At 65.5% G+C, this 12,454-nt stretch carries 10 protein-coding genes; 2 read left to right on the forward strand and 8 right to left on the reverse strand.

Going from position 1 to position 12,454, the window contains the following annotated elements:
- The 7 genes from I0Q12_RS34400 to I0Q12_RS30545 form a co-directional block, all read right to left on the reverse strand.
- On the reverse strand, window positions 1-541 hold a 541-nt coding region (locus tag I0Q12_RS34400; protein ID WP_269437720.1), incomplete at its 3' end, for a beta-ketoacyl synthase N-terminal-like domain-containing protein.
- A gap of 87 nt (window positions 542-628) precedes the next feature.
- Window positions 629-2,143: a class I adenylate-forming enzyme family protein gene (locus tag I0Q12_RS30520; protein ID WP_197257658.1), complete on the reverse strand. Its 1,515-nt coding sequence runs from the start codon at window positions 2,141-2,143 to the stop codon at window positions 629-631.
- Between the two features lie 223 nt (window positions 2,144-2,366).
- Window positions 2,367-3,557: an acyl-CoA dehydrogenase family protein gene (locus tag I0Q12_RS30525; protein WP_197257660.1), complete on the reverse strand. Its 1,191-nt coding sequence runs from the start codon at window positions 3,555-3,557 to the stop codon at window positions 2,367-2,369.
- A gap of 53 nt (window positions 3,558-3,610) precedes the next feature.
- Window positions 3,611-4,393: an enoyl-CoA hydratase/isomerase family protein gene (locus I0Q12_RS30530; RefSeq protein ID WP_197257662.1), complete on the reverse strand. Its 783-nt coding sequence runs from the start codon at window positions 4,391-4,393 to the stop codon at window positions 3,611-3,613.
- 167 nt (window positions 4,394-4,560) lie between these two features.
- On the reverse strand, window positions 4,561-5,841 hold the full coding sequence (locus tag I0Q12_RS30535; RefSeq protein WP_197257664.1) for a MaoC family dehydratase N-terminal domain-containing protein: 1,281 nt from the start codon (window positions 5,839-5,841) through the stop codon (window positions 4,561-4,563).
- Window positions 5,842-6,007: 166 nt separating this feature from the next.
- The gene (locus I0Q12_RS30540) at window positions 6,008-7,510 is read right to left on the reverse strand and encodes a class I adenylate-forming enzyme family protein (RefSeq protein WP_197257666.1); all 1,503 of its coding nucleotides are present in this window, start codon (window positions 7,508-7,510) and stop codon (window positions 6,008-6,010) included.
- A gap of 37 nt (window positions 7,511-7,547) precedes the next feature.
- Window positions 7,548-7,748, reverse strand: coding sequence for a hypothetical protein (locus tag I0Q12_RS30545; protein ID WP_231611754.1), 201 nt, complete (start codon window positions 7,746-7,748; stop codon window positions 7,548-7,550).
- Between the two features lie 271 nt (window positions 7,749-8,019).
- On the opposite strand from I0Q12_RS30545, the gene I0Q12_RS30550 reads away from it, so the two are divergent.
- Both I0Q12_RS30550 and I0Q12_RS30555 read left to right on the forward strand, forming a co-directional pair.
- Window positions 8,020-8,778, forward strand: a complete 759-nt coding sequence (locus tag I0Q12_RS30550; RefSeq protein ID WP_197257670.1) for an SDR family NAD(P)-dependent oxidoreductase — start codon at window positions 8,020-8,022, stop codon at window positions 8,776-8,778.
- Window positions 8,779-8,874: 96 nt separating this feature from the next.
- Entirely contained in the window at window positions 8,875-9,768 is an 894-nt protein-coding gene (locus I0Q12_RS30555) for an acyl-CoA thioesterase II (protein WP_231611759.1), read from the forward strand.
- A gap of 336 nt (window positions 9,769-10,104) precedes the next feature.
- Here the strand turns inward: I0Q12_RS30555 and I0Q12_RS30560 are convergent, their stop codons facing one another.
- A complete protein-coding gene (locus I0Q12_RS30560; protein WP_197257674.1) occupies window positions 10,105-12,402 on the reverse strand; it encodes an acyl-CoA dehydrogenase family protein in 2,298 nt (765 codons plus the stop codon).
- Between the last annotated feature and the right edge of the window lie 52 nt (window positions 12,403-12,454).

Genomic DNA, 12,454 nt, shown 5'->3' on the forward strand with positions numbered 1-12,454 from the left:
CGCGCTCGTGCGACTGGGCGGAGAACCTGTCGAGATCGGAACGGGTCAGACCCCACTTCTCGGCGATCGCCTCGGCTCCGAGGCCCTGGTTCGGCTTGATCCCGTTGTACCGCTCCATGAATGCCGGGCTGTACGGCGATCCCTCGAAGGAGATGGACAGCACCGACGACCCCATCGGAACGCGGGACATCGACTCGACGCCGCCGGCGACAACGACATCGTAGTGTCCGGCCGCCACACTGGCGACGGCGAAGTTGAGCGCCTGCTGCGACGATCCGCACTGACGGTCGACCGTGACACCGGGAACGGTCTCCGGCCACCCCGCTGCCAGCAACGCATTGCGGGCGATGTCATTGGACTGGTCACCGACCTGCTGGACACAGCCCCAGATGACGTCCTCGACGACCGCGGGATCGATTCCGGTGCGCTCGACCAGTGCATTGAGGACGACGGCGGACAGGTCGGCCGGGTGAACGGTCGACAGGCCACCGTTGCGCTTGCCGACCGGGGTACGGACTGCTTCCACGATGACTGCGGTCATGCTGTGCTCCTTGGTATCCCGGGCATCGACCCGGGTCTGGTGAATGGTTCTGGAGGTGGTATGCGTGGGATTTCGTCGCCGGGCGCGTCAGACCCGTGCAGCTTCGAGCTCCGCGACCATGTCGAGTAGGCGGCGGCGGTCGATCTTGAGCGATGCCGCGCGAGGAAGCTCATCGACCGCGTGGATCGAGACCGGTACCTCGTAGGCGGTCAGCTGGCCGCGCGCGAAGGTCTTGAGTTCGTCCTCGGACACGGCCGGTGCTCCCTCGGCGAACTCGACGACAGCCACCGGAACCTGTCCGAGGCGATCGTCAGACCGGCCGTAGACACACGCATCGAGAACCGAGGGATGTGCTCGCAGCGCGTCGGAGACGACCTCCGGGTGAACCTTGAAGCCGCCGCGGATGATGGCGTCGTCCGCCCGGCCGTCGATGTAGAGGAATCCGTCCTCATCCAGGTGCGCGAGGTCGCTCGTCCGCAGCCAACCATCGGCACCGGCACCGGTCTGGCCGGCCCGCACCTCCAAGCGGCCCGTCTCCCCGACCGGCAGCACCTCGCCGTTCTCGTCGACCGTCCGCAGGCTGACGCCGGGGAATGGACGCCCGACGCTTCCACGCTTACGCGACCACCACTCGATGTGCAGCGGCTTGGTCCACCCGGCGACGGCGCCGGAGAACTCCGTGGCGCCGTAGACGATCAGCACGGGGATGCCGTACTTCCCGATGAATTCATCCGCCATGTCCGGGCTGACGAAGGCAGTGCCGGCGGTCACGGCGCGCAGGCTCTCCAGCTTCTCGGCCGGGACGTCTGCGCTCAGCAGCGAACGCATGGCGGCGGGTGGCAGACTCGCGATGCGCGGCTTGTGCTCGGACACCGCATCCGCCCAGCCGTCCACGGTGAAACGTGGCAGCAGCACGAACGGCCGGGCCTCGGCCAACGCCTGCAGCACCGCCCACATGCCACCGATGTGGACGAGCGCCAGGACCACGAGGGACACCCGCCCGGTGAGCGGCTCCCGCTCCGGACCGGCCGCACCGGTGTGACTGTGTACCGCGGACATGGCTGCATCGAGTTGACGCCACGTCAGCGGCACCCGCTTCGGCGGACCGGTGGTGCCGGAGGTGAACATCTCCACGGCCACCGGGCTCTGCTCGTCCCGCGGGGCCTCGATGGTCACGGTCGGACCACCGCAGCGCTGGTCGACGACCGATCCATCGACTGCGAAACCAAGTACTCCCGATTCCTCTGCAGCCGTGGCGAACTCCGGCTCCGACCACATACTGGCGGGCGCCAGGACCACCTGCGGCAGCGAATTCACCAGATCGGACGCCACCCGCGCGGACGGCTGCATCGGATTCAGGGTGACGATCGTGCGCCCCTTGCCCAGAATCGCGACCAGCGCCGCAATGGACTCCACCCGGTTACCCAGCAGGACCCCGATGCGCGAGCGTTCCGCACATCCGGCGCCGGTGAGCACCTCGTCGATACGCTCGACGAGGACCCGGACATCGCCCCAGGTGAACCATTCACCATCTTGCTGAATCATCCTCGCGGTATCCGGCGCCCGCCACAGGGCACTCAAACCGTTCCTGATTCCCGCCATTGACTGCCTCCGGTTCTGCTGACAAGGAAGACCCACGCCCCCGGCCCGCCCACACGGCGTCGCCCGGCAAATCCGATCGCACTATCGGACGCGCTCAACTCAAGATAGAACACATAGTTAACTAGGTCAATTCCCTATCCGTGGTCGAACGGCCGAAAGGGGACCCACCATGCATGAGTCCCCTTCGAAGGTCCCAGACCTGCCCGCCGGCTCGGCAAAGGAATCAGCGCGGCAACGACAGTCCCCGCTCGGCGACGATGTTCCGCATGATCTCGGAACTCCCACCCGCAATCGTGTAGGCACGGGCGTACAGGAACTCGTCCTGCCAGCGACCGCGATCAACCGCGCCGACGTCACCCTCCACGAGAATTCCTGCCTCACCGCAAAGTTCGAGACCCAGTCGCGCAATGTCGACTCCCAGTTCGCTGAACATCAACTTGGCCATCGGACCGTCGAACACCCGCTCGGATTTGCGGGACCATCGACTGATGTTCGCATAGACGAGGGCGGACAGCGCCTCGACCGAAGCGGACAGCTGACCGAGACGCTCCTGGACGGCGCCGTCCTCGATGGCAGGCCGCCCGTTCCTCGTCACGCGCCCGGCGAGGTCGACGAGCGCAGCAACGTTCTGCCGCAACCGAACCGCGTTGGTGGCGACTCCGCTCCGCTCGTGCCCGAGACTGGAGTTCGCAATCGACCAGCCCTGATTCAGCTCACCGATCAGGGCATCCGAGTCGAGTTCGACATCGTCCAGAAATACCTCGTTGAAGTCCGACGTACCCGTCATCTCACGCAGCGGCCGCACGTCGACTCCGGGTAGCCGCATGTCCACGATGAACGCACTTATGCCGCGATGCTTGGGGGCATCGGGATCCGTTCGCGCCAGTAGATAACCATAGTCGGCCCACTGCCCGTTCGTGGTCCAGACCTTCTGGCCGGTGACCCGGAAGCCACCACCGTCGGTACGTGTCGCCTTGGTCCGCAACGACGCCAGATCGCTGCCCGAACTCGGCTCACTGAAGAGCTGACAGAAGATCAGCTCACCGGAACGAATGCCGGGCAGATACTTCTCTCGCTGCTCCTCGGTTCCGAAGTCGATCAACGCATTCGACACGAGATTGGCCGCGCCCTGAATAGCCGCCGGCGTCCGCGCCCGGGCCAGCTCCTCACCGACGACGACGTCCCGCTCGGCCGAATGCGCGTCGCCGCGACCACCGAACCGTTCCGGCCAGGACCCACCCACGTAACCGGCGGCGAACAGCTTGCCCGTCCACGCCTTCAGCAGTGCCAGTTCCTCTGCGGTCTCGGCACTACGTACCCCCGCCTTGGGAGCAATATCGGGAGCATTCGCCGCCACGAAAGCCCTTACCTCGCTGCGGAACTCCTCGAGCTCCGCAGTCATCCCGTAGTCCATTTCAGATCCTCTTCAGCTGAACACCGCGGTCGATCGACTTCACTGCCGGAAGTTCACCGGACCTCGTACTTGCGCGTGGGAATTTCGGAACGGACGACCTGCGCCTTGCCGATCGGATTGCCCAACGACGTGTAGGACATACCGGTCGCCAGTGCCTGCGAGCGCGTCGAATCCTTCGACTCCCAGATAGCGCGAACGCTGCCCTGGATCGCCGCCGGCGGCTTCGACGCGATGCGTGCGGCGAGGTCCTGCGCCCGGGCCCACAGGCGGTCACGGGTCACGATCTCGCTGACGAGGCCGATCTCGTAGGCCCGCTGCGCAGACATCCGCTCATCGAGCCCGAGAAGGACCATCCGCAGTACTTCACCGATCGGGATGCGGTGCGCCAGCCCGATCGGTTCGAGCGCCGCGACCATTCCGTAGGAGACGTGCGGGTCGAAGAACTGGGCGTCCTCGCTGGCAACGATGATGTCCGCCTCGTTGATCCAGTAGAGGGCGCCACCGGCGACCATGCCGTGTACTGCGCAGACCAGCGGCTTCCAGCAGCCGTTCTGCTTCGGAGAGAGATCCGACCCGGGATCACGACGGCTGAAGACGTTCTCGGCGACGTATGTCCCTTCCTTGACGTCCATGCCGGTACTGAAAGCACGTTCGCCACTGGCCCGCAGCACGACGACGTGCACGTCGTCGGTTTCGGCCGCGTAGGCCCACAACGCCCGGAACTCGCTCCGCATCTCGTTGGTGAACGAGTTCATTCGATCGGGACGGTTCAGCGTGATGGTCAGAACGTGGTCGTCAAGCTCTGTGATCACCGTGGTCAGACCGCTCAGGTCCACTGTTCCTCCTGGGAAGTACGGGCACGCCGTATCTGAAATTACCGAGTCGTCGTGCAATCGGTCCGCAAGCTGCGCATCCGGTCGCCGGCGATGGGCGGGTCTGTTCGGGGTGGCGCGGACCGCACCCCGAACAGACCCACGTTCGTCGGGCCGAGCGAGCTGTCCGCTCAGGCCTGCGCGGAGCGACGCTTCTCCGCGCGCAGCTCACCATGACGCTTGAGCAACTGCGCGGCGATCCGCTCCCATTCGGCGGGAGCGGTCGGCAGTACTGCCAGACCCGCTGCGCGACTGGGCAGGGACACCGTCGCCGTCGCCGGGCACGTCACCTCACCACGCTGACTGGTGCCACGGAACTCCAGGTCGACCAGGTATCGGTCACCCTCGACCCGCTTACCGACGACGTTGCCGGTAAAGTAGTGGGTATCGCCGAGGTAGTTGAACTTGCGCATCTGGCTCGACATCGACTCGATCCAGCCCTCATCGCCGATCCAATCGGTCAAGTAATGCGTCAACCAGCAGTCGCGCATCATGCCGTAGTCGTACGCGGCGGGCAGACCGATCGACCGTGCGTACTCGCTGTCCCAGTGGATGCGCTGCGCGACATCCGGAACGCCCTGCTCGTTGGGAATGTAGAAGGCGCCGATCCGCTGCCGGTTCTTGTAGGCCAGGCGGCCGGAACACGGGGTGTACGGCGCGAAACCGTAACCGCCGGAATGGAAGACCATCATGTCTGTGGCCGTGAGCGGACCTTTGACCATGTTCCCGAGGGAATCGCCGACCTCGACATCCTCCCAGTAGCGGGGTTCCGCGCCGCGCAGCTTCTCCGCCGCGTAGAGCTCGTCGATCGCAGCGATGTCCTCGGGCGTGTAGCTCGCCGCCTCGATAGCGTCGTACTTCTTGCGCTTCTTCGACTCGTGGCGCTCCGTATGGATGGTGAGTACACGCTGGGCCTGAACGACCTCGGCACGCTGATTGAACTGGACATGAATGCGGGTCACGAACAATGAGCGGCCCGCGAACTCGGACTCCTTGAGTTCGACCTTCTCGAAGCCATGGAAGGCGTAGATGGTGTCACCGTCGTACACCGGCCGGTACCAGTCGGTCGTGCTGCCGGAGACGAAGACATGGATGCCACGGAACGCAGGACGACGGTGCTCGCGAGGCATGGGGTCGGTGAGCAGTTCCTTGCGCAGCGCGATGTTGAACATCGGCGGGGCGATCTGACCACCCCAGCGCGTGTCCCGTGCGTAGTCCTCATCCACGAACAGCGGGTTGTCGTCACCGTAGGAGCGAGCAAAGTTCCGAATGAAGTCCGGTGTCGCCCGGCTGAACTGCTCCCGCTGGGTAACCCCGTGGTAGATGCCGACAATATCCCTGGCCCGCTGGATGTCGGACTCGAGAAACTCGTAGATCTCGGTGTCGGCTCCAGCCTTCTCCGCCGTGGTCATGGGTTACCTCCGTGATCGATGGGCGCGAACCGTGTCGGCGCCACTGAACCGGCCGCAGGGCCGGCGAGATGATCCACCGTTGCCACGACCATAGTAAGTCAACTTAGTAAGATATGTAAACACGCTGGAGTGCTCGCGATCCGTGCCATCGGGCGCCCCGCACCGATCAGAGCGCTGCGTGCTCGACGAGGCGCTCCACGACGTGACGGCGAACGAGCTTCCCGGTCTCCGTGCGCGGGAGCGCGTCCCAGTAAACGATGCGTTCCGGAGTCTTACTGCCGCGCAAGGTATCCCTGACGAACGACCGCAACGTCTCGCCGTCGACCTCACCCCCGGGCCGAAGCACGACCACGGCCTCGATCCGCTGTCCCCACTCCTCGTCGGGAACACCGACAACGGCGACGTCCAGCACGGCGGGATGGCGGAGGATCACGTCTTCGATCTCGGCAGGAGCGATGTTCTCGGCCCCGCGGATGATGGTGTCGTCAACCCGGCCTCCAACGAAGAGGAAGCCCTCCCCGTCGAGGAATCCCTTGTCGCGGGTGTCGAAGAATCCCCGCTCGTCGACCATGCGTCCGATCCCGGCGTACTCCGCCGAGACCTGGTCGCCTGCCACGCAGATACGCCCGACCACTCCGGGACCGAGCACCGCGTCGTCGTCGTCTCGGATCTCGATGATCACACCCGGGACGGGCTGCCCTACCGAACCGAGTCGCGCGCGAGCCCTGGGCTCATCCGACTCGATTGCCGCCCGATGCTCGTCGGGTCCGAGAACTGCGACAGTCGAACTGGTCTCGGTCAGTCCGTAGGCGTTGACGAAGCCGACCTCCGGCCACAGCTCCAGCGCCTGTTCGATGACCCGAGTGGGCATGGGAGCACCCCCGTAGGCGAGGCCGCGCAACGTCGGAATCGACTTGTCCGCGTCTGAATCGACGATTCGCGCCAGCATCGTCGGCACCACCAGCGCGTTGGTGACGCCCTCATCCCGAACCGTGTTCAACCACTGTTCCGGGGTGAACTGTTCGAGCACCAAGGTACGTCGACCTGCGTAGAGGTTGGTGATGACATTCGCCACCGCCGCAACGTGATACGGCGGCACGCTCACCAGGGCGGCGTCGGCCTCCTCTGCATTCGCGAACTCGACGGAGCCGAACACGTACGAGGTCAGGTTCTCGTGCCGGAGCAGCACCCCCTTCGGCGCGGAGGTGGTGCCCGAGGTGTAGATGACCACGGCGGCACCCTCGGCATCGAGAATCTCGTCCTCGCTAGTTTCGGTCACCCCGGATGCGGAAAGCCGCTGCAGCCACTGCTCCGGACTACACACATTCAGGCCTGCGCTCTCGAGCACCTCGGCCTGATTCGGATCCGCGATTCCCAGCGCGCGTGGGTGATTTGCCAAGAGCGCATCGAGCTGCTCGCGACCCAGACGGTAGTTGACCGGCACCAACGGCACACCTGCCCGCGCAGCCGCGAACATCGCCACAGGGAAAGCGGGTCCGTTCACTGCGAGGTAGACGACCGCGTCGGCCCCCGATTCCCGGATGACATCCGCCCCCGCGACTGCGAGCTCCTTCAACCGGGAGGCGGTGATTCCCCTCTCCCGGGGGCCGATCACCACGCGGTCGCCGAAGCCGTCGACCGCCATATCCAGCAACATCGAAATATTCATCCGTCGACTCCCACTCGTCGTTCGCGGTCGAGAATGCTCAGTCCGAGGAGGGCAGCGGCTTGGCCGCCTTGAGGACCAGCGCAGTTCCGTCCAGCGCGAGCCTGCCCTGGCCGGCCTTGGTGCACAGCACCTCCAGACCCGATGCCTCGTCGACATAGCGCTTCCCCATCACCGCACCACCGACGTGCGCCGGATCGATCGAGGAGCCGTCCCCGGAGGTCACCTTCCCCTCGGACATCGGGACACCTCCACACGTGAGCGTCACTTCGCCCTCTGCAGGGCGGAGCACGACCAATGTGGTGGCGTCGACTGCACTGGCCAACGACTGACCGACCTTGAGAATCACGATTCCTCCATTCGCGGGTGAGCGGTACGACCGAGGGTGACGGTCGCGTCGACGATCACGCACCGGCTGCCACTGCAGGGTAGCGCGCGTCACATAGTTTAGATAGTACTATAAGTACCCTCAGGCTAACTCCGAAACATCCTCACGTAAGGACACAGGTGGAATGAACATCACCGGCAAGAAGGCCGTCGTCGTCGGCGGCGCGTCGGGCATGGGGCGGGCGACCGCCGAGGCACTGGCCGCGGGCGGTGCCGATGTCGCAATCCTCGACCGTCACGGCAGTGCAGGCAAGGAGGTCGCGACCGAGATCGGCGCGATCTTCCATCCGATCGACATCACCGATCACGAAGGCGCGGAACAGACGCTGGCCGCTGCGGTCAGTGATCTCGGCACACTGCACATCGCCGTGAACACCGCAGGCGGCGGGACCGTGAAGAAGACCCTCGGCCGCAACGGCCCGCACGACCTCGAGAGCTTCGAGAACGTCATCAATCTGAACCTGATCTCGACGTTCAATCTCAATCGCCTGCAAGCGTTTCACATGTCGCAGAACGAGCCGGAGGACGAGGAGCGCGGCGTCATCGTGAACACCTCCTCGATCGCCGCCTTCGAGGGCCAGATCGGTCAGGTCGCCTACAGCGCCGCGAAGGCGGGCATTGCCGCGATGGCGCTGGTCATGGCACGCGACCTCGGCCCCCAGGGTATTCGCGTCCTTGCGATCGCGCCGAGTCTGTTCGCGACCGGAGCCACCGCGAAGTTCACCGACGAGCAGGTCGCCCCGCTCGTCGAGGATGCGGCCTTCCCCAAGCGGATGGGCCGGCCAGCGGAGTTCGCCAAGCTCGCACTCGCCATCGTCGACAACCCGATGCTCAACGGGCAGGCCGTACGACTCGACGCCGGGCAGCGATTCGCGCCACGCTGATCACGACCCCGCCACTCACCGTGGCCGATCCGACACGCGCTGCGATCGGCCACGGCCGAGTCAACCGCCACTCCACCCCAGTCATGAGGCTTGACGATGCATGTGACGCCCCCGGTTGAGTCCCTGACCACTCTCACCCGCCCTCCGGTTCCCGAGATCCTCACGCTCACGCAACTCGACCGGGATGTGTTTCGCGGCAGGTCACACACCAGTGCCCGCCGTATCTACGGTGGGCAGACCATCGGGCAGGCGCTGGTGGCGGCGGGGCGGACAGTCGAGCACGACCACCGCCCCCATTCGGTACACGGACACTTCATTCACCCTGGGCGTTCGGACCACCCAGTCGACTACCGGGTCGAACGTGTCCGGGATGGCGGCAGTTTCACCACCCGTCTCGTACGTGCGGTGCAGAACGACCGAACTCTGATGTTGGCGACCGTGTCGTTCCACCGCGACGAGTCCGGCCTCGCCCATCAGGACACCGGGCCCACACCGGGCCCTGCCCCGGAGGACCTTCCCCGCTTCGAGCACAGCCTGAGCGCCTCCGACCTCGGCGACGCGGAGTGGCTTCGCCCCCTACTCGCCAACGTCGGAGTCGAGTTCCGGTTTCCCGACGAATATCCGCGCGTGGCAAACCGACGCGGCGAGCGGTTACCACCGCGACAACGCGCCTGGATCCGGACGCCCACAGCCCTCGACGACGAACCCCTCGTCCAGGCAGCAGGGTTCGCGTATTGCTCTGACCTGTTCCTGCTTTCGGCCGTTCTCCCGCCACACGGCCGGCATATCGACACACCCGGCCTGAAGCTGGCCAGCCTGGATCACACGGTGTGGCTGCACGAGCCGTTTGGCGCGGACGAATGGCATCTGTACGAACAGCACGGGTACTGGATGGGAGGCGGACGCGGGATCAGCAGAGGTCGGTTGTACAGCCGGGAGGGAGTTCTGAAGGCGAGCACGATGCAGGAAGGGCTGCTGCGGTTCCGCTGATGAAGCAGCGGGGGACCGATGACGTAGACCACGCAGCCATCAACTCGGCACACAGCAGCGTCTTGAGTGTCTGAACCTGCTCGGATTCCGCCTCGGTCGTCCACAGGACCGTCTGGACGCGGTCGAGCAACTCGCCTTTCGTCCCACCGAACGTGACGAGCAATTCTTCCGCGCTCGATCCGCCGCGCGGCGCACCCAGGATGGCCAAGGACAGCACCGCGCGGCCGGAAGAGTCAAGCAGATGTTTGCCTTCGAGGTATCCACAGATGCCCAGCGAGCGACGCATCCATAACTCGTCGAAGGTGTGCGGCGCCGACGTCGACGGTGTGGTCACGGCTACGCTGCGGTCACGCGACGGAACAACTCCGTGACCGCCCGATCACACATCGCCTCGGGTCGGCTGAGCCAGGCTTCGTTCGCGATCGCCCTGCGCAACAACAGATGTGCGGTGTGCTCCCAGGTGAAACCGATGCCACCGTGAATCTGGATGCACCCTTCACTCGACCGCACCGCTGTGCGCAACGCCTCGGCCGAGGCAAGTTCTGCGCACAGCACAGCGTCAGGGTCGGCGGAGTCCCGATCCGCTGCTGCCAGAACCTGCCCACGTGCGCCCTCTGCACCGACCAGGAGGTACCCGCACCTGTGCGAGATGGCTTGGAATGAGCCGATGACTCGCCCGAACTGCTCACGTTGTCCTGACCATTCGACAGCGAGAGCGAGCGCGCGGTTCGCGACGCCGACCGAATCGGCAGCGACCAGCAACTGTGCCACCCGAGTGGCCTCGGCGAGCGCGTCCACCACCGCGGTTCCTGCGGCCACCACAGTCCCCGGTGTCGCATCCAAGCCGACGACACCCACTGTCGCGGTGATGTCGATCGAGTTCTGCACGGTGATCGAGGCGGCAGTCGGTTCGACGGTCGCCAGCACGAGTTCACCGGTGGTCGCATCCGTGGCGAGCACGATCAGGACGTCGGCGACCGGAGCACCGAGCACCCTCTCGACGACGCCGTTCAATCGGCCCGCTTCGTAGATCGGCAAGCCGTCACGGACCCAGCCACCATCGTCGACAGGGGCGACGAACGCGGCGGTCGCTCCCTTGACCACGACCTCAGCAGTGCGGTCCGCACCCGCGGCGACAAGGACCTCCAGCGCGATGAGCGTCGGCACCAATGGAACCGGGGCAAGATGATATCCGGCCTCCTCTACAGCCGCGCAGAGCAGCCTCAAGGACGCGGCTCCTCCGCCGAGCCGCTCAGGAGCGGACAGGCCCGGTAGACCGAACTTCACCAACTCGTCCCAGAGTCCGATGTCGTAGTCGCCGGGGGAGGTCTCCCGAGCGAGGATTCCCTCGGTCTCGACATATGACGAGAAGACAGAAGCGAGAACCTCTCGCAGCGCCGCCTCGTCCTCCTCGGGCGGGGCGAGCGGGCTGCCCGGTGTGACCGTCGGGACACGCCTGCCCTCGCATCGGGGTGAGGGCAGGCCCAGGACCCCTTCGGCGATGGTGTTCCGCTGGATCTCGGCGGTGCCCGCTCCGATCGTGGCGGCCCGCGACATCAGATAGCCGTAGGTCCATCGGCCGTTCTCGGCAGCACCTTCGGACCGCGCGCCCAGGACTGCGGCACTCCCCGTCAGCCTCAGCGCGAGCCTGTGCAGGTGCTGCTCGAATTCAGATTTGACGAGGCGGTTCACGGAGGCGACACCGCCCGGGTCCTCACCTCGCAGCACGGCCTCGAGCGCTCTGGCACTGTTCGCCGTGATACTCCGAACCGACGTTTCGATCCGGGCGATCTCTTGGCGGACAAGTGGGTCGTCGGCGTACCCGCGGTCGACGGCCAGCCGGACGACCTTGTCGACAGTGCTGCGGTAGCGGAACTCGTCGGCCAGGAACGCGGTGGCGCGTTCATGCCCGAGAGACGTCCGCATGATGGACCAACCCTCACCCTCCGCACCGAGCCGGTTGGTGATCGGAACCTCGACATCGTCGAAGAACACTTCGGCGAAGTGGTACCCGCCCGCGGCGTCACGCAACGGGCGAATCTCGATACCCGGTGAATCCATGGGAATCAGCAGATATGTGATGCCGGCTGTTCCCCGGCCTGCAGGACCGGTCCGAACAAGCGCGAAGATCCAGTCCGCCTTGTCGGCTTTCGTTGTCCAGATCTTCTGGCCTGTCACGCGATAGATGTCGCCGTCGCGGACGGCGCGGGTCGACAGAGATGCCAGATCACTGCCCGCTCCTGGTTCCGAGAACCCCTGACACCAGAATTCGTCGGCCCGCAGCAGGGGTTCGAGGAAGCGATCCTTCTGCTCCTGTGTCCCGTGGACGATGATGGTGGGGGCGACGATGAACGACATCGCACAGGGATGCTTCGGCGCCCCCGCTGCCGACACCATGCGGTAGTAGTCGAGCTGGTCGTCGAGCGAGAGTTCCATCCCACCGACCGCAGCAGGCCAGCCCGGAGCCGCCAGACCCGCATCGACCAGTTCGGACTGCCACGCGATCGCCGCGGCGAAGCGATCGCTCGACGTGGCCGGCCGTGGACGCTTCCGATAGTCGTCGAGCAGTGCAGACAGCCGGGACCGCCAGTCGCCGGTGCGGGCACCGAGCACCGCTGTGGACGGCTCTTCCACTGCGCCACCTCCCCTTGTTCGTTACGGAACTGCATTTAAAGAATGGAAGTAC

Origin of the sequence: Rhodococcus sp. CX, assembly GCF_015865005.1 — a bacterium.
Taxonomy (GTDB): domain Bacteria; phylum Actinomycetota; class Actinomycetes; order Mycobacteriales; family Mycobacteriaceae; genus Rhodococcus.